This window comes from Dietzia sp. IN118, from assembly GCF_032905965.1.
GTDB lineage: Bacteria > Actinomycetota > Actinomycetes > Mycobacteriales > Mycobacteriaceae > Dietzia > Dietzia kunjamensis.
This window is the reverse complement of sequence record NZ_JAUMSR010000001.1, coordinates 169,530-188,778: the sequence shown is the minus strand read 5'-3', so window position 1 is coordinate 188,778 and position 19,249 is coordinate 169,530. Positions and strand designations below refer to the sequence as shown.

Genomic DNA, 19,249 nt, shown 5'->3' with positions numbered 1-19,249 from the left:
GGAGGTCCAGCCGCCGCATGCCCAGCCGCCGCACGTCGCGCCGCGCCCGGCCCGACCCGTCCCGCCGCTCGCTGTTGATCGGCCTCTCGGCCGGCCTCGGCGGGGCGGCGGGGTGGGCCCTGACGTCGATGATCGGAGCGGGTGACGACGACGAGGGGTCCGGTTCCGGCCAGAATGCGGACTCGGTGGGGCCGCGCCCGTACGTGCCGCCCGAGGGAGCCGTCCCGGTGACCGAGCCCCGCCGCCACTACTACGCCGATCCGGGCGACACCGACGGCCAGACGTTCGGCGACCTGTACCTACCCGACTCCGCGAACCCGGCGTTGCCGGTGGTGGTGCTGGTCCACGGCGGGGGGTGGAAGGACTCGCTCGGCCTGGCGTACATGGAGAACCATGCACGCGACCTGGCGTCCTTCGACGTGGCGGTGTGGAACGTCGAGTACCGGCGGGTGGACTCCGGCGGCGGCTGGCCCACCACCGTGGCGGACGTCTGCGATGCCGTCGACCACCTCGCCGAGGTCTCCTCGCAGATCGACGGCCGGTTGGATCTACGCCGGGTGGTGGTGGCCGGGCACTCCTCCGGCGGTCATCTCGCGCTGTGGGTCGCGGGGCGGGCGCGGCTACCGTCCTCGCTGCCCGGGTCCCGGCCGGTCGTGCCGGTCACCGGCTGCGTCTCCCTGGCCGGGGTGTCGGACCTGCTCATGGCCGAGCGCACCGGCGACCGGTACGTCCACAGGCTCCTCGGTGGCCGCCCGGACGATCGCCGCCAGCGCTACGTCGACGCGTCCCCGGCCACGCATCTTCCCGCCGGGATTCCGGTGGTGTGCGTCCACGGCCGCGACGACAAGGTGGTCCTGCCCGAGCAGTCCGAGTCGTATGTCCGGGCGGCCCGCCGCGCCGGCGACCCGGCCCGGGTCTCGCTGGTCCCCGGCGGGCACGACCCGTGGGGCGACATCAGCGGCACCGTGTGGCACGACACCCGCGACACGCTGCTGGCCATGGCCCGCCGCAATCCCAACCCGGCGGGTTAGCTCCAGGCGGTGTCAGTTCCAGGCGGTGTCAATTCCAGCCGGTGTCCACGCGGATCCGTTCGAGCCGCCGGTAGGCGATCAGCCACTGCCCGTCCACCCTCCGGTACCGCTCGTGGTAGTGCCCCCAGCCGTGGAGCCGCCGTTCACGGCCGTCGACCGACCACCACAACCGGTCCTCCATCGCCCAGATGCCGGTGGCCGTGGGTTCACCGGTGGTCGGGTCCGGGCCCGTCAGCTCCAGCAGCGGCGTGTGGCCGTGGTGGACGCTCGTCACCGGGTTCGGACCGTCGAGGGTGTCGCGGATCGCGGCGGTGAGCGCCTCGCGCCCGCGCACCTCGGCCGCGCCGCCGCTCGCCGCCCACGACTCGCTGACCACATCCTCGGTGTGGCACGGTCCGTAGGCGTCCCACTGTTTGGTGTCCATGACGTACAGGCGCCGGGCGAAGACCGCCCGGATCGCCTCGAGGTCCTCCACCGCGCTCCCGTCGTGCAGCCGGCTCATGTCGTGTAATCAGCGTTGATCGAGATGTATTCGCGACTCAGGTCGCAGCCGTAGACGGTGCAGGCCCCGCCGGCCACGCCGGCGCCGCTCTCCACACCCAGGTCGACCGCGATGGTGACCTCCCCGGCCCGCATGATCTCGGTGAGCCGCTCGAGTTCGGCCTCGCCGGGGAACGCCGGGTAGGTCTCGAGGTCGCCGAACACGATGCGGACCCGCTCGGGGTCGATGTCCGTGTCGTCGTGGCACTTGCCGATCGCCATGGCGACCCGTCCCCAGTTGGGGTCGGCGCCGTGGACGGCGGTCTTGACCAGCGGGGAATTGAGGATCGCCTTGGCCACCCGCTTGGCCTGGGCCCGGTCCCGCGCGCCCGTGACCTCGACCGTGAGGAGTTTGGTGGCGCCCTCCCCGTCGCGCGCGAGCTGGCGGGTCAGGTCGAGGCAGATCGCCTCGAACGCCTCACGCAGTTCGACCTCGCCGACAGGGTCGCCCGCGCCGCTGGCCAGGGCGATCGCGGTGTCCGAGGTCGAGGTGTCGGTGTCGACGGACAGGCAGTTGAAGGTCTCGTCCACCGCGGCCCTGAACGCGGAGTCCAGCACCCCCGGCTCCACCGCGGCATCGGTGAACAGCACCGCGATCATCGTGGCCATGTCCGGTTCGACCATTCCGACGCCCTTGGCGATGCCCACGATCTCGGCGGTGCCGCCCGTCGTCGTCGTCACCTCCACCCGCGCCGTCTTGGGATGGGTGTCCGTGGTCATCATCGCGGTGGCCAGCGCGACCGCGTCGGCGTCGAACCCGGCACCGGCCAGGCCGTCGAGATGCGTGCGCAGGAGGTCCATCGGGTACCGCCGGCCGATGACGCCGGTGGAGGCGATGAGCATCTCCTCCGGCGCCGCCCCCACGGCGGCGGCCGCATGCTCGAGCACCTCGCGCGCGTCGGCCATGCCCTGTTCGCCGGTGGCGACGTTGGCGTTCTTGGCCACGACCACCACGCCGCGCGCCCGACCGCTCGCCGCGTTGGCGCGGCTGAGCACGACCGACGGTCCGGCGAAGAGGGATCGGGTGAACACCGCCGACGACGCCGGGGAGGGACCGTCGTTGACGACGACGAAGACGTCATCCCCGCGCTCACGCAGACCCGCGGCACCCGCGTGGGCGCGGAAGCCCGGCGGGAGCGGGATCGTCTGGGCGGCGACGGCGGCGTTCGGCGGAGTCATGGTGACCATTCTCCCCCGCCGGGGTCCGCCGGCGGTATGCGACCGCCCGTGTCGGGCCGGGGCGCCTGCTGAAGCCCGAGGTATTTCAGTAATGTGACCCAACTAACACGAGAAAAATGGGGAGCCCCCTTATCTGCATTGATAAGAAAGTGTGCGACCGGAACACCGGGCGAAAACCTCCCCGGAGGTAGTAATTCCGCGGGTGCTGCGTAACGTCCTCCAGCGGATTCGGGATGTACATCACGAGTCCGAAAGCAGGACTGCACCACGAGAGCGGCGCACCCTCGCGCCGCCCACAGACGAAAGGGGTCTCTCATGATCGAGAGCATCTTCACCGGTTTCCTCAACTTCTTCAACAGCCTGATCGGCACCGGCTCCGACGCCGCCGAGGGCTTCGTCAGCACCGGCTCCGCCGCCGCCGACGGTGTCTACGGCACCGTCACCGGCTCGCTCGGCAACGTCGTGGGCGCGCTCTGAGCTGAGTGACGCTGGACCCACGAGGTCCTAGTCACTTTCAACGCCGGCATTCTCTTTCGAGGATGCCGGCGTTGTGCATTTACCAGCCCCTTCTTCTCCCGCCTCCGGGCTTTTCCGGAAAGGCGCAGCACGCCTTTCAGGGCTGAATGTGGCGTAGATCACATTAAACCGCGAACCCGGGCCGGCCAGCGTAAGTAAAAGACATTCCCCGTGGACCGCCCGCGATTGGCACTGAACCGGGTGAATCCCGCTGCAGCTCTACGTAGCGTCCGGAGGTGAGTTCCCGATGAGCCCCGAGCTCGCCGGGAACCACGCACACCGATCGACGCACCAGGCGTCGCATCCCCCGACGAAAGGACTACATCATGGGTTCCATCGAGACTTTCCTCCCCGGCCTCGCCACCGGCTCCGCCGCCGTTAACACCGGCTCCGACGTCGTCGACGCCGGCGCAGGCATCATCGCCGAGGTGCTCAACACCATCGGTGGCTTCGTCGCGCAGGCCACCGGCTCGCTGACCAACTGAGCCGACGCGCCTGACGGCGCCTCGCCCGGGCCCGGCTGCGGTCGGCCCGAGCGCACAGTGAGACCGGCCCCCGCTCCGGCGGGGGCCGGTTTCCGCATTTCCGCAACCCGTTCTGTCGCGACCCGTTTCGTTCACACGCGCCGGTACCGTGGAGCCATGGAACTCGACCTGACCCGCCACGTCGCCGCCGACCCCGACACCGTGTGGGCCGTGCTCACAGACATCCCCGAGGCGCATCGCACGCTCAGTGGCGTGCTGGCGGTCGAGATCCTCACCTCCGGCCCGTATCAGCCCGGCCTGCGCTGGCGTGAGACGCGCAAGATGTTCGGGATGAAGGCGACCGAGGAGATGATGGTGCAGGCCGCCGAGCCACCGCACTCCACCACGATCGTCGCCGAGAGCGGCGGCACCGAGTACAAGACCGTCTTCACCATCACCCCGGACGCCGACGGCGGTTCGACCCTGCGGATGCGGTTCGGTGCACACACCGCCCACGCCCCCGCGGTCTCCCGGGTCGTGATGTCCGTGATGGGCCGGTTCGCGGAGAAGTCGACCCGCAGGACGATGGAGCAGGACCTGGCGGACATCGCCGCCGAGGCCGAGCGGCGGGCCGGGTGACCGGCAGGCGTCCGTTCGCCGATCAGCCCCGCAGCGCCGCCGCCCGGTCCCACAGGTCCGCGACGACCTCCGCCGCCGGCCGATCGGCGTAGGCGTCGGCCGCCCGCCAGCGCGACCCCGCCCACAGCGGCGGCACCCCGGAGTCCCCGGCCTGCGCGGCGGCCTTGCGCAAGGGCCCGGTGAGCAGGTGCAGATGCGGGTACGCCGGGGGCGCGGCCGCATCGAACTCCTCCACGAAACCGTTGACGAGCGCCCGGGCGTAGCGGCCGGTGTAGCAGCGGGTCGGCCGGGACTCGGTGAACCCGGGGTCGGCGAGAGCGGTCCTGTGCAGGTCGCTCGTACCGGCCTCCGGGGTGCGTAGCAGGACGGTGCCCAGCTGTACCCCGTCCGCGCCGGCGTCGAGCACGGCGACCACGTCCTCCGGCGTGCTGATCCCGCCGGCGGCGACGAACTGCGTCTCCGGCAGCGCCACACGTACCGCCCGCACCAGCTCCAGGGTGGTGATGGCGTCGGGCTCCTGACCGATCGTCGTCGTGGAGCGGTGTCCTCCGGCCTCGGCGCTCTGCACCGACAGCCAGTCCGCCCCCGCCTCGACCGCCCGGCGGGCGTCGGCGACCCCGGCCACCGTGACGACCACGGCCGACCCCGCCTCCTGCAGAGCCCGGACCATGCCGGGATCCGGTATCCCGAAGGTGAAGGAGACCACCGCGACCGGGTCCGCCACCAGCGCCGCGAGGCTGGCGTCCTGGTCGAAGTCGGTGAATTTCGGCTCCTCCGGGAGCGTGACCCCCAGCCGCTGCGCGACCGGCCCGATCGCCGCCGCGTACCCCGCCACCGCGTCCCGTCCACCCGCCGCCGACAGGGCGGCGTCGGAGTCGTCGCGGTCCACGAGGAAGACGTTCACCCCGAACGGCGCGTCCGTCAGCTCACGCACACGCGCGATCTCCGCGCGGAGGCCGGCGGCGTCGAGGTACCCCGAACCGATCATCGCGAGCCCACCCGCCTCGCCGACCGCGGCGATGAGCTCCGGCGTCGTGGGTCCGCCCGCCATCGGCGCACCGATCACGGGACGCCGCAGGTGGGACGGCAGGAGGCGGGGCCGGACGTGGCGGGTGTCGTCGTGGGTCATGCCCCCGACGCTACGCCCGGCGGTACCGCCCGGCGTCGGGTCACCGCATAGACCGCGCCGCCGACGACGAAGACGACGACGCCCCCGATCACCGACTGCCAGGGCAGACTCCCGGCGACCACCACGCACCCGATCGCACCCAGCACCGGCACCCAGGCCGGCAGTCGCCGGTGCCGCCGATCGAGGCGCAGTGCGGCGGCGTTCGCCACGAGGTAGTAGATCAACACCGCGAAGGAGGAGAACCCGATCGCCTGACGGACGTCCGCGACCAGCACGATCGCGGCCACCAGCACGCCCACGCAGAGCTCGGCGACTTACGGCGTCCGCGTGATGGGGTGCACGGCCGCGAGCGGCGCGGGCAGGTGCCGGTCGCGCGCCATCGCCATCGCCGTTCGGGATACGCCGAGCACCCCACCGAGCAACGCCCCGAGCGCCGCGATCCCGGCGGCGATTCGGACCACCGACGCGAGCACCGCGCCACCGCCTGACTCGCCACCGCCTCCCGCGCCGCCGCCTGCCGCGCCACCGATCTGAGCGGCCGCGTCGAGCACCGGCGCCGCGCTCGCGGCCACTCCCCCCACCCCGAGCACGTGCACCGTGGCGGCCAACACCGCCGCGTAGACCCCGATCACCACGGTGATCGCCACGACGACCGCGTGGGGGATCGTGCGGGCGGGCTCACGCACCTCCTCCCCGAGGGTCGCGATGCGGGCGTACCCGGCGAAGGCGAAGAAGCAGAACCCCGCGCCCCCGAGGACCCCGAGAACCCGGGCGGGCCGCGCCTCACCGTCGACGGCGGGCGGTGACGCCACCGGACCGGTACTCGCGGGTCCAGTCACCCACGCCATCGCGACGAACACCGCCAGAACCACCAGCACGATTCCGACCAGCACCTTCGACGCGGCGGCCGTGCGCTGCACGCCGAGCACCGACAGGATCGTCAGCGCGAGCACCGCCGCGGCCGCGACGAGGCCGGCGTGCCCGGGCCAGAGGTACAGGCCCGCCGTGAGGGCCATCGCCGCGCAGGACGCGGTCTTGCCCACCACGAAACCCCAGCCGGCGAGGAACCCCGGCAGCGGCCCGAGGAGTTCGCGCCCGTAGACGTACGTCCCTCCCGCCGAGGGGAACTGCGCCGCCAGCCGGGCCGACGACAACGCGTTGCACACGGCCACCACCGCGGCCACCGCGAGCGAGACCCACACCAGCGAGCCGGCGCGGGCCGCGGCGGGCGCGAACGCCACGAACACCCCGGCCCCCACCATCGCGCCGAGTCCCACGACGACGGCATCGGACAGGCCCAGTCTGCGCTCCAGAGTCGACGTCACCGTGTCACCATCACAAACCCGGGTGGACGGCAGATGAACGTGGCACCCGGCCCCCCGCTCGAATTCGGCTCACCCGCCGGGCCGGATACATTGGGGGCCGTGTCCCTCACCCGCCGGCTCCGCGTGATGGCCGCCGTCCTCATCACCGGACTGGCGATGAGCGGGTGCTCGGACGACGAACCCGTGGACCCGGCCCCCGTCAGCGCTGCGGCCACCCCGGCAGCGACAGCGGCTGGCGCTGCGCCGCCCGCGCCACCGGCGCCGCCACCTGCACCGCCGTGCGAGTCGCCCCTGGATTCACTGAGCCAGCGGGAGCGGATCGCGCAACTGTTCACCGTCGGCGTGAGTTCGATGGCAGACGCCCGGCAGGCGGTCGAGCAACACAAGATCGGGGGGATCTTCCTCGGTGGCGGCGTCGTCGGCGAGGTGGTCTCGGGCGACGCGCTCGCCCGTCTCCAGCAGGACTCTCCCCTCCCGCTGCTGGTCGCGATCGACGAGGAGGGCGGCCGCGTGTCCCGCATCGCCCCCTACGCCGGCCCGCTGCCGTCCGCCCGGGTCATGGCGGCCACCATGAGTCCGGAGCAGGTCCGGTCGGCGGCCCGCGCGCGCGGCGAGTTCCTGCGCGGGATGGGCGTGACCGTCGACTTCGCCCCCTCGGTCGACGTGTCCGCGCAACCGGACGGCGCCGTGATCGGGGACCGCTCCTTCTCCCCCGATCCGGCCCGCGTGGTGCGCTATGCCCGCGCGTTCGCGACCGGACTGCAGGACGCCGGTGTGGCCCCGGTCTTCAAACACTTCCCCGGCCACGGCCGCTCCTCCGGCGACAGCCACCACCAGTCGGTGACCGTGCCACCCCTGGACCAGCTCGTGCCCCACGACCTGCACCCGTTCGCCGAACTCGCCGGGACCCCCGGCGCCGGCATGATGCTGGGCCACCAGCAGGTGCCCGGACTGACCGGGGTGGACCGTCCGGCCTCGCTCTCACCGGCGGCGTACCGACTCCTGCGGGAGGGCCACGGTTACGGGGCGCAACAGTTCGACGGACCGATCTTCACCGACGACCTGTCCGGCATGCGCGCGGTCACCGACGCCTTCCCGCTGCCCCGGGCGGTCGCCGAGTCGCTCATCGCCGGCGCGGACTCCCCGCTGTGGATCACCACGGCCGGGATCGGCGAGGCGTTGGACGCCGTCGAACAGGCACTGGCCAATGGCGCCCTGAGCAGACAGGCCCTCGACCGCTCCCTGATGCGCATGGCGGCACTGCGCGGGATCCCCGGCTGCGTGGGCGGCCCCGCCACCGGGCAGGTCGAGGGCGCCGCCGCACTGTCCGCACCGATCCCCGACCTCCCCGCCCGCGCCGGACTGCCCGCATTGCCGGGGCCACCCGGCTGACCGGTCAGCCCGCGCCCTCCAGAGTCGTCGCGCCCCCGGTCCACACGCCCGAGGATCCGCGACGGTGCGAATCCACCAGGTGGGTGTCGACCACCCCGATGGCCTCCATCAGCGCGAAGACGGTCACCGGTCCCACGAAGCTGAATCCGCGTCGTTTGAGCTCCTTGGCGAGCGCCTCCGATTCCGGCGAGCGGCTGGGTACCTCGTCCGCGGTCCGCGGCTGCGGGGTGGTCTCCGGCCGGTACGACCAGATCAGCTCCCCGAGCCCACCCTCGGACCGCAGGGCTACCACGGCACGCGCATTGGCGATGGCGGCGTCGATCTTCCGGCGGTTGCGCACGATCCGCTCGTCGGCCATGAGCCGGGCCACGTCGTCCTCGGTGAAGGCGGCGACGGCGTCCGGGGAGAACCCCGCGAACGCCTCCCGGAAGGCCGGGCGCTTGCGCAGGATCGTCACCCAGCTGAGCCCGGACTGGAATCCCTCGAGGACCAGCCGCTCGAACAGTCCGGCCTCGTCCCGGACGGGCACGCCCCACTCGGTGTCGTAATACTCCCGCAGCAGGGGGTCCCGCGCCGCCCAGGGAGGTCGCCTCAGCCCGTCCTCGCAGAGCACCGTGCCGGCGGTCGGGGCAGTGGGGTTCGCGGCATCGGCGGGGGTCGGGGCGGCGGCGGAGTCGTCGTCCTGGGTCTGGGACTGTGCGTGGGACTGTGCCTGGGTCTGGGTCTGCATGAGGTCTCCCGGGTTCATCGGACCACCCGTGTGGCGGTCGCCCGCCACCCTAGGACCGCGCTACGACAGCACGCCCGTGAGCTGGACGATCCGCACCAGAGCCAGGACCAGCAGCGCCACCCCCACCACGAGGGTGAGCACTCGCCCGGCCACGCGGCCGTACGACAGGAACCGGTCGATCCGGCGGGTGGCCGCGGTGATCCCGCCCGACCGGACCCGCGCCAGGGCGACGATCAACCCGGCACTGGGCAGGATCGCGATGATCGCGAAGAACAGGATCTGCAGCAGCTTGGACCACCACGGGGTCTCGGCGAACGAGATGAGCACCATCCCCGCGGCGAACGGCGCCGATGTCCCGGACTGGATGACGCCCAGTGCGACACCCGTGGCCATGATCCCGAACTTCTGCAGGATGTTCTGCGTCAGCGGCGCCTCGACGCTCTCCTCCTTGGCCTCGGCGGGCGTACGCAACCCCATGACCGTGATGACGAGGCCGACCACGCCGAGCGCGACCATCGCCCACAGGTTGTAGAACAGGCTGCGGACGAACTCCTGGTTGTTGCCGATCACCCACACCGAGATCAGCGAGAGCAACACGATGCCGCAGAACGCGCCGCCGGTGAACCGCGCGGCCCGTGGCGCGAACGCGATCCCGCGACCGGCAGAGGTCAGCCACAGGCCCGCGATGACGGCGAAGGCCAGGAGATTGAGCGAATCGATCGCCGCGAAACCCAGCAGGCTGAGGTAGTACTGCACCGGACAACCCTACCGACGTCGGCCCGGCCGGAAGTCTCGGAGGCCGTCGGGATCAGCGTCGTCGTCGCGGTCGCGGCCCTCGTCGTCGTCGCGCCTCTCGTGATCCCGGTCGTCGGCGGAGCTCCCCTCCCGGCGCGGCCGGCCGAACACCGACCGCTCGCGGCGGCGCAGCACGTCGAGGTCCCGCACGGTCCAGCTCCGCACCGGCGCCGGGACGCGCCACTGCCGCCACCACGCGACCATGCGGAACGCGAACACGAGGAAGGACAACACGGTCGCGGCGATCGGCCCCCAGGTGTCGGTGGCCACGGCGAGGGCCGTCAGGGCGGCACCGGTCGCCGCCGGGATGACATACAGGTTGGAGCCGCTGAACACCGCGGGGATCTCGTTCGCGACCACGTCCCGCAGCAACCCGCCGCCCACCGCCGTGACCACCCCGAGCAGCAGCGCCGACGCGACCGGCATCCCGTGGTCCAGTGCCCGCGCGGTGCCGAAGGTGCAGAACAGCCCGAGGCCCGCGGCGTCGAACGCGACGATCAGCGTCTGCACGCGGTGGATGAGCGAACCGAGCAGGTACACGACCGCCGCCGCGACCACGGGCGCGACGAGGTAGATCGGCTCCGACAGCGCGAGCGGGGTGACCCCCAGCAGGACGTCACGGATGATGCCGCCACCGAGACCGGCGAGCAGCCCCAGCACGAGGCCACCGGTGATGTCGATGTCCTTCCGCGCCGCCAGCAGGTTCCCGGACAGGGCGAAGAAGAACACACCCATCAGGTCGAACCACAGGACCAGCGGCGAGGACTCCACGGCGGGGCCTAGACCACCGCGTCGGCCGCGTCCGACGCATCCGTGGTGGAACGCGCGTGGTGCCGGTTGCGCACCGCCCGGAACGTCCAGAGCTTGTTGACGATGAAGTTGATCGGCATCGTGATGAGGATCGTCAGCAGCTGACTCCAGTACTCACGGGAGTTGATCCCGGCGTCCTCGTGGAACAGCGGCTCCGGTAGGTAGAACGGGCTGGTGGGGTTGGTGAACGCGAGCTTGATGAAGATGCCCGCGGCCGCCGCCACCGACCCCACCACGAGGAACGGCCAGAACTCCTGCCAGGGGGGCGCCTTGTGCCCCTTGCCGAAGGTCCAGTGCCGGTTGAGCAGGAAGTTGTAGACGTTCGCCACGAGGAAGGCCACGATCCACACCAGCGTGGTGAACCGGAAGTTGAACTCCGTCCCCCCGAGCGGGAAGAGGATGTCCTGGGCGTTCTGTGTCCCGCCGTTGGCCTTGTTCATCAGGACCGTGACGATCATGTTCACGACCATGCCGGAGCCACCCACGATCCCGAACATGAGGAACTGTCGGGCGCCACGACGGTAGCGGCCGGGTTCGGGGAGGGCTGGGGTCACAGGCGATGAGTGTAGGCGTTCACCGCCCTCTCAGGCCGCGCCGTGGCCTTCCGCGATGCGTTCCGCCGGGTCCTCGATGGGCCCGGGTGCGGTGCCGTCGCCGAACGGTCGACCGCCCAGTTCCTCGCGGTGGTGCGGGGTGAGCAGACCGGACAGGTCCGGCCCCTTGGGGACCACACCGGTGGGGTTCACGTCCCGGTGGACGTCGTAGTAGTGCTCCTTGATCTGCGGGAAGTCGCAGGTGTCACCGAAACCGGGGGTCTGGAACAGGTCCCGCAGGTAGCCCCACAGCGCGGGCATCTCGGAGATCTTGTTGCGGTTGGCCTTGAAATGGCCGTGGTAGACCGCGTCGAAGCGGACCAGTGTGGTGAACAACCGGATGTCCGCGACGGTGATCGTGTCGCCGACGAGGTAGCGGCGCGTGGACAGCCGCTCCTCGAGCCGGTCCAGCGATTCCCACAGCTCGTCGTACGCCTGCTCGTAGGCGTCCTGGTCCGCCGCGAATCCGCAGCGGTACACGCCGTTGTTCACGGTGGGGTAGATCCACGAGTCCAGCTCGTCGATCTCGTCCCGGTGCTCGGCCGGGTACAGGTCCGGGGCGCCCTCGCGGTGGAAGGCCGTCCACTCGGAGAGGAGATCGAAGTTGAGCTTCTGATAGGCGTTGGTCACCACCGACTTGGTGGGCAGATCGACCAGCGCGGGGACCGTGATGCCGCGCGGGTAGTCGGGGATCCGGTTGAAGTAGGCCTCCTGCAGACGGTGCAGACCGGTCTCCGGGTCGCGCTCGTCCGGGTCGAGGTCGAAGACCCAGGAGTTGACATCGTGCGTGGGGCCCGCGAGGCCCATCGAGATGGCGCCCTCGAGTCCCATGAGTCGGCGCACGATGATGGTGCGACTGGCCCACGGGCAGGCGCGGGCGGCCATGAGTCGATAGCGGCCGGGCTCCACCGGCCACCGCATCTCGCCCACCCTGTCCCCCACCGGTTCCGACCCGGCCGGTACGTCCGCCACCACGCGATCGTTGATGTAGGTGGCGTCGCGGACGAACTCACCGTCGGTCGAGGCGTTCCTGGCGGGCGTGAAGTCGGTGTCGGCAGCCATGAGGGCCTCCAGAGATCGGCGTGATGTTATTGATGCATCACCAACATACCGGGTGGGATGTGGCCAGGCCAGCCCTCCTCCCGACAAGGGGTGTGGGACGCTGGGCACCATGGACTCCGCGCACGTCGACGACGTCCCCGCCCGCTACTCCGACTTCGCCGAGTTCGAGGTCCGCGGACGCACCCCGGTGTACCTCTCCTGGGCCCGGGGCATCGCGGACGACCCCGACACCAGCGACCTCATCGCCTCGCTGCCCCGGATCAAGCGTCAGCCGGCACTGTTCTTCGCCGCCGCCCGTCACGCCGGTGCGCCCGAGACCGAGGACTACCCGGCCTTCCGCGACTTCGTCCACGAACACTGGCCGGGGATCGAACAGATCGCGCTCACGCACTCCACGCAGACCAACGAGGCCAAGCGCTGCGCGGTGCTCCTGCCGTTCCTGTCCCTGCTGCCCGGACCGCTCTCGCTGGTGGAGATGGGCGCCTCCGCCGGCCTGTGCCTCTACCCGGACCGCTACGCCTACCGGTACACGCTCGACGGCGGCGTCACCCGCGAGCTGACGCCCGCAATCGTCGACTCTCCCGCGGCGCCCCCGGTCCTGGACTGCGACCTGCGCGACGGCGTCCCGCTGCCCCGCGCGTTGCCGGAGGTCGTCCACCGGGGCGGCGTCGACCTCTCCCCCATCGATCCAGCCGACCCGGATTCCCGCGACTGGCTACGCAGCCTGGTCTGGCCCGGACAGCAGGCCGAGCGCGTGCCCCGCCTGGACGCCGCGCTCGACATCGCGGCCGCCGACCCGCCGCAGATCATCGCCGGCGACCTGGTCGAGGAGCTGGAGGCCTCCGTCGCCGCGTGTCCCGCGGGATCGACACCGGTGGTGTTCCACACCGCGGTGCTCGGCTACCTCGAGCCGCCGGCCCGCGCCGAGTTCGTCCGCCGGGTCACCGAGCTGGACTGTGTGTGGATCTCGGTCGAGGGTGTGACCCTCCTGCCCGACGTCGCCGAGCAGGTCCCGGAGTCGCTCCGTCGACACAAGGGCATCTTCGTCGTCGCCGTCAACGGTCGCCCCCTGGCCACGGCGCACGGCCACGGCGACTGGGTCCGCGCGCTCGACCTGCCCTGAGCTAGCCGAACGGCCACCCGCGCCGCATCGGCACGTCCGTTCCGGACCCACTCGCGTCGGGCTCGATGAGGTACTCCGTGCCGAAGGCCGCGGCGTAGATGTCCGGCGGGAACGCCAGCATCATGCCGATGTCGCTGGTCTGACTGGCGTGGCACTGCATCGCGCGGCGCTTGAGGTCGATCACGTCCGACGGCAGGTCGATCGCCCACGCGATCTCCGACTCCGCGACCCCGATCGGTTGTCCGTCGTCGCCGATGAGGATCGCCTGCCGGATCCGATCCGCGTCGAGGTCCATCCCGCCGGCCGCGAGAGCCTGCATGAACTCGGCCGCGGCGGGGCTGTCGAGCATCTCCACCTGGGTGTCCCGATTGGTCGTGGCCTCCATCAGGCGGGGACGTCGCGCGGCCACCTCCGCCGCGCGCCGGGCGATCCGGTGGACCGCGATGTGGTCGGGGTGCCCGTAGTTCCCGTGGTGGTCATAGCCCACCAGGACGTCGGCGTCCTCGCGGTCGCAGATCCGCGCCACCCGCGCGGCGGCCTCGTCGACGTCGGCGCTGTGGAGGCTCAGCGGGTGATCGTTCTGCTCCCACCCGGTCATCCCCGAATCCCGGTACCCCAGCCAGTCGATCCGGGCCACGCCCAGCACCGCCGCCGCCGCACGGGCCTCCCCTCGCCGGTGCTCCACCAGGTCGCCGTCGGGTCCGAGGTGCTCGGGGCGCTCACCGTGATCGCCGTCGGTGGCGAACACCGTCACCACCCGGTGCCCGGCGCGGGAGGCGAGCGCCATCATCCCCGCGGTCTGGGACGTCTCGTCGTCGGGATGGGCGTGGAGGAACACGATGGTCGACACCCGGACATTCTGCCCTGCCGGCCGCCCCGCGCGGGGCGTCACGCCCGTGCGTCGGGATGGCCCGCGAGCCAGCGGTCGAACGCCTCGGCGCTGGTCAGCTCAGGCGTGTAGCCGAAGACCGTCCGTAGACGCGTGTTGTCCAGCACCGGGCGGTAACGCAGGAAGCCGGTCTGCTCGGGCCCGTAGCGGCTGACCCGCAGTGCGCTTCCCACGGCGAGGACCGCCTTGAGCACCGGCTCGGGGATCGCGAGGGTGCGCTTGCCGAGCCGCGCCGCGATCTGGTGGATGGTCAGCGTGCCGGTGCCGGCCACGTTGAACGTGCCGGGCGGCCCGTCACCCACCGCGCGCGCGACGATCGCCACCAGATCGGTGTCCCAGATGAACACGAACGGCGAGTCCGACCCCCGCACGGCCAGCAGCCGCCGCCGGTGGAACAGGGCGGTGATCTGGTTGTCCACGGCGTCGCCCAGGATCGTGCCGATGCGCAACACGACCTGCTCCAGCTCCGGGTGCTCCCGGCGGGCGTCGGCGAGCAGGTGTTCGACGAGCGCCTTGTGGTGGCTGTACGCGAAGGCGCTGGTGCCGCGGACCGGGTGATCCTCGGTGATGGGCACCGGATTGTCCGCGTGGTAGCCGTAGGCCGCGCCCGACGAGGACACGACGAGCCGCCCGACCCCGTGTTCTACACAGGCGTCGAGGACGTGACGGGAGCCGTCGACATCCACCCGGTAAGCGGCGTGGCGCCCCATCCCGTCGGGGTCGACGATCGAGGCCAGGTGCACCACCGCGTCGTGCCCCGCAACGGCGGTGGAGACGGCGGCGGCGTCGGTCACGTCGAGGCGCACGTGCCGCACCCCGGGGGCGCCCGGGTCGTCCGGCACCAGCAGGTCGCCGCTCGTCACCTCGTGCCCGGCAGCCGCGAGTCCGGCCACCACCCCTCTGCCGAGGAACCCGCTGCCGCCGGTGACCAGAACCTTCATGCCGTGACCTCCCTGTTCTCGGCGTTCGCCGTGCTGTGCCGCGCCCACACCACGGCGACGACCAACCCGGCGATGATGTCCCACACACCCCACCACGCGGCGACCAGGGCCATCCCACCGAGTCCGTCGAAGAAGCTGAACACGAACAGCAGTCCCAGCCCGGCGTTGCGGATGCCCACCTCGAACGTCATGGCCTTGCGGGCGGGGACGTCGAGCCGGAACCCACGCGCGATGCCGTACCCGAGGCCCAGGGCGAGCGCGTCGTGGAGGAACACCGCCACCGCCACCACCCCGATGTAGGCCACGAACAGCGACCAGTTGTTGGCGACCGCGATCACGATGATCCCGCCCAGCGCCACGAACGACAGAACCCCCACCACGCGGTGGGTGCGCGCGGCGACCTGCGGCAGCAGGTGCGACACGGTCAGCCCGAGCGCGAACGGCAGCGCGATGACCAGCAGCACCTCGCTGAGCATGTCCCACGGGGCCACGTCGCCACGCGCCCGGTGGGTGAGGATGTTGGAGACGTTGCCGGGCGGGCAGCACGCCACGAGGATCATGCCGAGCGCGACCGACCCCTGCACGCCGAGCAGCAGCGTCAGCAGGAACGTCAGCGCGGGCAGCAGCGCGAACTGTGCTGCCACGGCCACCGCGAACGCCCTTGGCTTGCGCAGCGCCAGCCGGAAGTCGGAGAGCCGCGTGTCCATGGCGATGCCGAACAGGATCAGTCCCAGGACGATCTTCAGCGTGGTGAGGGACCCGGAGTCGAACGCGATCTGGATGTCGTCGACGTTCACGAGCCGGCCCCCGGTGTCTGCGCGGAGTCCGAACCCGCCGCCTCCATGCGCGCGACCAGCCCGGTCACGGCGCCGCGGTAGGCGCTCTTGTTGACGTAGTAGGCCATCCGGTCCAGCCCGAGGTAGTGGTAGCCGCCCGTGAGGTCCGGGCGGGGGCCGCGCCGGGAGGAGTCGACGACGGCGAGGGCCGCACGCCCGGCCGGTGAGTCGTCACGGTGTGCCGCGAGATAGCGGGCGACGAGGTCGGCCTGTTCGTAGCGGCCCTGCCAGCCGATGCCGGAGGCCTCGAGCATGCCGAGTACGGCGAGGTCGTCGCGGGCCGACGGGAAGATGTTGAGGTGCAGGTCCGGCGCGGCGGCGCTCTCGGCCCAGTCGAGGTGGCGGCGGTCGATGAACGGGTAGTCCAGCACGTAGCCGGTGGCGAGCATGACCAGGTCGTACTCGCCGGAGGTCCCGTCGACGAAGTGCACGGTTCGCCCGTCGAACCGGTCGATGTCCGCGCGGACCCCGATGTCGCCGTGCCCCACGTGCTGCAGGATCAACGAGTTCACCACGGGGTGGGACTCGTAGATCTTGTGGTCGGGCTCCGGGAAACCGAACCGGGTCGGGTCGCCGGTGAAGGCCTTGAGTACGCGTGAGTCGATGAACTGCTTGATCCGCGGGGGCAGGGGGCGGCCGCCGGACCCGAGGGTGTCGGCGGGTCGGCCGAAGAGATACTTGGGCACGAAGTGGTAACCGCGCCGCAGGCTGATGTCGACCGACGCGGCGTGGTGGACGGCGTCGACCGCGATGTCGCAGCCGCTGTTGCCGCCGCCCACCACGAGGACGCGCTTCCCGGCCAGCTCCCGCGGGTACTTGTAGCGGCTGGTGTGGCGGACCTCGCCACTGAACCGGCCCGCGAACTCCGGGATCTTGGGCTCGGAGAGGGTGCCGTTCGCGATCACCAGCGCCGAGAACTCCCCGGCGTCAGCCTCGGGCCCGGGGCCCACCTCGTCGTCGTCGGTCCCACCGCCGCCCCCACCCACCGCGCGCACGTGGAGTCGCCACCCGGAGTCGCGCGCGTCACTCACCGGTTCCGCGCGGACCACCTCGGTGCCGAAGCGGAACCGTTCGCGTAGGCCGAAGTGGTCGGCGAAGTCGCGGAAGTAGGCCAGCAACCGGCGGTGGTCCGGGTAGTCGGGGGTGTCGGCCGGCATGGGGAACTCGGCGAACTCCGTGGTGCGGGCGGAGGAGATGAGGTGGGCCGACGCGTAGACCGTGCTTCGCGGGGAGTCGATGTTTCACAGCCCGCCGACGTCTCCGGCGAGGTCGAAGCCCACCCAGGCGACGCCCTGACGGTCGAGGTTGCGGGCTGCGGCCAAGCCGGAGGGCCCGGCCCCGATGATGGCGACTGGACGGGTGTCAAAGATGGGCACGGGTACAGATACTGCCCCAGAACGCGAGAATCCCCGGCCGGTTTCGTCCGCACTGGACGAAATCGACCGGGGAGGGCCCGGAAGCGACCCGGAGTCTACTTCTCGCGAACGACCGAGCCGTCGTCCTGCAGACGCAGGAGCGGGTAGATGCCGTTCTCGTCGTGGTTTTCGTCGCCGACGACCGGGGGGTTGAAGACGCAGAGCATCTGCATCTCCTCCTCCACGATGACCTGGTGCTTCTCGTTGCCGTCGAGCAGGTACATGGAGCCCGCCTCGAGCGGGTACTCCTTGTCGTTGGTCAGGTCACGCAGGGTGCCCTTGCCACGGGTCAGCCACACGGCCTCGATGTGGTTGGCGTAGTGGAAGTCGTTGGTAGTGCCGGCCGCGATGGTGGTCTCGTGGAACGAGAACCCGACGCGGTCGTCGGCCAGGACGATGCGCTTGGACTCCCAGTTGCCGTTGTTACCCTTGATGTGGCGGTCGGTGTCGGTGATCTCTGCGGTGGTACGAACGATCATGCGGGGCCTCCTCGGCGAGGTCGTGGGTCGAGGGTGTGTGGTCTGGGCGCTCAGAGGTACTGCTGGGCGAGGACGTGGTCGACGGCCTCGTAGCAGATCTCGATGCCGCGATCACGCTCGTCGTCGGTCAGGGTGAGCGGGGCGAGGAACTTGACGACCTCGTCGCTCGGGCCGGCGGTCTCGACCAGCATCTTCTTGTCGAAGCACCGGGCCATGACCTCTCCGGCCAGCTCCGGCGTCTCGAGGAAGGCGATACCGAACGCCATGCCGCGGCCGCGGAGTTCGAGCTTTCCCTCGTACTTGTAGACCAGCGGGGAGAAGCGCTCGCGCAGGATGCGACCGTTCTCGAGGGTGCGGTTCTGGAGGGTGTCGTCGGACCAGTACTTGCGCAGCGCCACGTCGGCGGTGATGAATGCCATGTTGTTGCCGCGGAAGGTGCCGTTGTGCTCGCCCGGGGTCCACTCGTCGAGCTCGCGGTTGAACAGGGTGACCGCCAGTGGCAGGCCGTAGCCACCGATCGACTTGGACAGGCAGACGATGTCCGGCTTGATGCCCGCGAACTCGAACGAGAAGAACTCGCCGGTGCGACCGCAGCCCATCTGGACGTCGTCGACGATCAGCAGGATGTCGTGGCGCTTGCACAGCTCGTCGAGGGCCTTCAGCCACTCGGCGCGCGCAGCGTTGATGCCTCCCTCGCCCTGGACGCACTCGACGATCACGGCCGCCGGGCGGTTCATGCCCGAGCCGGAGTCGACGAGGACGCGCTCCATCCACTGGAAGTCCTCGGTGACGCCACCGAAGTAGTTGTCGTACGGCATCGGCGTGGCGTGGACCAGCGGGATGCCGGCACCGGCGCGCTTCATCGAGTTGCCGGTCACCGACAGCGATCCGAGGGTCATGCCGTGGAAAGAGTTCGTGAAGTTGATGATGGCCTCGCGGCCGGTGACCTTACGGGCCAGCTTGAGTGCCGACTCCACGGCGTTGGTGCCGGTCGGCCCGGGGAACATCACCTTGTAGTCCAGCCCGCGCGGCTCGAGGATCTTCGAGGAGAAGGTCTCCAGGAACGCGCGCTTGGCGACGGTGTACTTGTCGAGCGAGTGGGTGACGCCGTCGCGCTGGATGTACTCCAACAGCGCGCTCTTCATGTCGTCGTCGTTGTGGCCGTAGTTCAGTGCGCCGGCACCGCCGAAGAAGTCGAGGTACTCGTCTCCGTCGACGGTCGTGAGCGCGGTGCCCTTGGCGGTGTCGAATACCACCGGCCAGTTGCGCGAGTAGCTACGGACCTCCGACTCGCGGTCGGAGAAGATGTCCGTATTGGTGCTGGTGTCGTGCGTGGACTCGGTCATGGTCTTCAGATCACT

The 19,249-nt window shown here is 70.9% G+C and carries 21 protein-coding genes and 1 pseudogene; 6 read left to right on the top strand and 16 right to left on the bottom strand.

Translation table 11 applies throughout. From position 1 onward, the window contains the following. Positions 1–17: 17 nt before the first annotated feature. Positions 18–1,031: an alpha/beta hydrolase gene (locus tag Q2K20_RS01005; protein ID WP_317176526.1), complete on the top strand. Its 1,014-nt coding sequence runs from the start codon at positions 18–20 to the stop codon at positions 1,029–1,031. A 28-nt stretch (positions 1,032–1,059) separates the two neighbouring features. Here Q2K20_RS01005 and Q2K20_RS01000 read toward each other — a convergent pair whose 3' ends face one another. After that, positions 1,060–1,533, bottom strand: a complete 474-nt coding sequence (locus Q2K20_RS01000) for a nuclear transport factor 2 family protein (RefSeq protein WP_067715934.1) — start codon at positions 1,531–1,533, stop codon at positions 1,060–1,062. Next, entirely contained in the window at positions 1,530–2,750 is a 1,221-nt protein-coding gene (gene argJ / locus Q2K20_RS00995) for a bifunctional glutamate N-acetyltransferase/amino-acid acetyltransferase ArgJ (RefSeq protein WP_317176525.1), read from the bottom strand. The genes Q2K20_RS01000 and argJ overlap by 4 nt, the downstream gene beginning before the upstream one ends. Before the next feature lie 315 nt (positions 2,751–3,065). On the opposite strand from argJ, the gene Q2K20_RS00990 reads away from it, so the two are divergent. The 3 genes from Q2K20_RS00990 to Q2K20_RS00980 all read left to right on the top strand — a co-directional run bounded on the left by Q2K20_RS00990 (position 3,066) and on the right by Q2K20_RS00980 (position 4,369). Beyond that, positions 3,066–3,227 carry a hypothetical protein gene (locus Q2K20_RS00990; protein WP_156523569.1) on the top strand — a complete coding sequence of 54 codons (162 nt, stop codon included), beginning with the start codon at positions 3,066–3,068 and terminating at the stop codon, positions 3,225–3,227. 365 nt (positions 3,228–3,592) lie between these two features. Beyond that, the gene (locus Q2K20_RS00985) at positions 3,593–3,751 is read left to right on the top strand and encodes a hypothetical protein (protein ID WP_172812139.1); all 159 of its coding nucleotides are present in this window, start codon (positions 3,593–3,595) and stop codon (positions 3,749–3,751) included. A 156-nt stretch (positions 3,752–3,907) separates the two neighbouring features. Beyond that, on the top strand, positions 3,908–4,369 hold the full coding sequence (locus Q2K20_RS00980) for an SRPBCC family protein (RefSeq protein ID WP_069389319.1): 462 nt from the start codon (positions 3,908–3,910) through the stop codon (positions 4,367–4,369). A 22-nt stretch (positions 4,370–4,391) separates the two neighbouring features. Here the strand turns inward: Q2K20_RS00980 and Q2K20_RS00975 are convergent, their stop codons facing one another. Both Q2K20_RS00975 and Q2K20_RS00970 read right to left on the bottom strand, forming a co-directional pair. After that, on the bottom strand, positions 4,392–5,498 hold the full coding sequence (locus Q2K20_RS00975) for an NAD(P)H-dependent flavin oxidoreductase (protein WP_317176524.1): 1,107 nt from the start codon (positions 5,496–5,498) through the stop codon (positions 4,392–4,394). Further along, positions 5,495–6,811: pseudogene (locus Q2K20_RS00970) on the bottom strand (APC family permease). The gene Q2K20_RS00975 and the pseudogene Q2K20_RS00970 overlap by 4 nt, the downstream one beginning before the upstream one ends. A gap of 111 nt (positions 6,812–6,922) precedes the next feature. Here Q2K20_RS00970 and Q2K20_RS00965 point away from each other — a divergent pair. Continuing rightward, positions 6,923–8,215: a glycoside hydrolase family 3 N-terminal domain-containing protein gene (locus tag Q2K20_RS00965; RefSeq protein WP_132062870.1), complete on the top strand. Its 1,293-nt coding sequence runs from the start codon at positions 6,923–6,925 to the stop codon at positions 8,213–8,215. 4 nt (positions 8,216–8,219) lie between these two features. On the opposite strand, the gene Q2K20_RS00960 is transcribed toward Q2K20_RS00965, so the two are convergent. Genes Q2K20_RS00960 through Q2K20_RS00940 form a run of 5 tightly spaced genes read right to left on the bottom strand, consistent with a single transcriptional unit; the run spans position 8,220 to position 12,205 of the window. Then, positions 8,220–8,945, bottom strand: coding sequence for a DNA-3-methyladenine glycosylase I (locus Q2K20_RS00960; protein WP_227022190.1), 726 nt, complete (start codon positions 8,943–8,945; stop codon positions 8,220–8,222). A 60-nt stretch (positions 8,946–9,005) separates the two neighbouring features. Beyond that, positions 9,006–9,701, bottom strand: coding sequence for a hypothetical protein (locus Q2K20_RS00955; RefSeq protein WP_317176523.1), 696 nt, complete (start codon positions 9,699–9,701; stop codon positions 9,006–9,008). A 9-nt stretch (positions 9,702–9,710) separates the two neighbouring features. After that, entirely contained in the window at positions 9,711–10,511 is an 801-nt protein-coding gene (locus tag Q2K20_RS00950; RefSeq protein ID WP_317176522.1) for a trimeric intracellular cation channel family protein, read from the bottom strand. An 8-nt stretch (positions 10,512–10,519) separates the two neighbouring features. Next, positions 10,520–11,104, bottom strand: a complete 585-nt coding sequence (locus tag Q2K20_RS00945) for a GtrA family protein (protein WP_082923884.1) — start codon at positions 11,102–11,104, stop codon at positions 10,520–10,522. 30 nt (positions 11,105–11,134) lie between these two features. Beyond that, positions 11,135–12,205, bottom strand: coding sequence for a glutathione S-transferase family protein (locus Q2K20_RS00940; protein WP_069390139.1), 1,071 nt, complete (start codon positions 12,203–12,205; stop codon positions 11,135–11,137). Between the two features lie 109 nt (positions 12,206–12,314). On the opposite strand from Q2K20_RS00940, the gene Q2K20_RS00935 reads away from it, so the two are divergent. Further along, entirely contained in the window at positions 12,315–13,328 is a 1,014-nt protein-coding gene (locus Q2K20_RS00935; RefSeq protein WP_069390138.1) for a DUF2332 domain-containing protein, read from the top strand. 1 nt (position 13,329) lies between these two features. Here Q2K20_RS00935 and Q2K20_RS00930 read toward each other — a convergent pair whose 3' ends face one another. From Q2K20_RS00930 to ectB, 7 genes are all read right to left on the bottom strand, one after another. Continuing rightward, complete coding sequence (locus Q2K20_RS00930; RefSeq protein ID WP_096906634.1) at positions 13,330–14,178, bottom strand: PIG-L family deacetylase; 849 nt, start codon at positions 14,176–14,178, stop codon at positions 13,330–13,332. Between the two features lie 38 nt (positions 14,179–14,216). Further along, positions 14,217–15,158 carry an SDR family oxidoreductase gene (locus Q2K20_RS00925; protein WP_132062874.1) on the bottom strand — a complete coding sequence of 314 codons (942 nt, stop codon included), beginning with the start codon at positions 15,156–15,158 and terminating at the stop codon, positions 14,217–14,219. Beyond that, the gene (locus tag Q2K20_RS00920; RefSeq protein ID WP_269504421.1) at positions 15,155–15,955 is read right to left on the bottom strand and encodes a bile acid:sodium symporter family protein; all 801 of its coding nucleotides are present in this window, start codon (positions 15,953–15,955) and stop codon (positions 15,155–15,157) included. The genes Q2K20_RS00925 and Q2K20_RS00920 overlap by 4 nt, the downstream gene beginning before the upstream one ends. Further along, complete coding sequence (locus tag Q2K20_RS00915; protein ID WP_268093162.1) at positions 15,952–17,232, bottom strand: flavin-containing monooxygenase; 1,281 nt, start codon at positions 17,230–17,232, stop codon at positions 15,952–15,954. The genes Q2K20_RS00920 and Q2K20_RS00915 overlap by 4 nt, the downstream gene beginning before the upstream one ends. A 3-nt stretch (positions 17,233–17,235) precedes the next feature. Continuing rightward, positions 17,236–17,370 carry an NAD(P)-binding protein gene (locus Q2K20_RS00910; RefSeq protein ID WP_241504338.1) on the bottom strand — a complete coding sequence of 45 codons (135 nt, stop codon included), beginning with the start codon at positions 17,368–17,370 and terminating at the stop codon, positions 17,236–17,238. 95 nt (positions 17,371–17,465) lie between these two features. Further along, positions 17,466–17,888 (bottom strand): ectoine synthase, encoded by a 423-nt coding sequence (locus Q2K20_RS00905; RefSeq protein WP_067715905.1) that lies wholly within the window; start codon positions 17,886–17,888, stop codon positions 17,466–17,468. 50 nt (positions 17,889–17,938) lie between these two features. Beyond that, entirely contained in the window at positions 17,939–19,234 is a 1,296-nt protein-coding gene (ectB, locus tag Q2K20_RS00900; protein WP_069390133.1) for a diaminobutyrate--2-oxoglutarate transaminase, read from the bottom strand. Between the last annotated feature and the right edge of the window lie 15 nt (positions 19,235–19,249).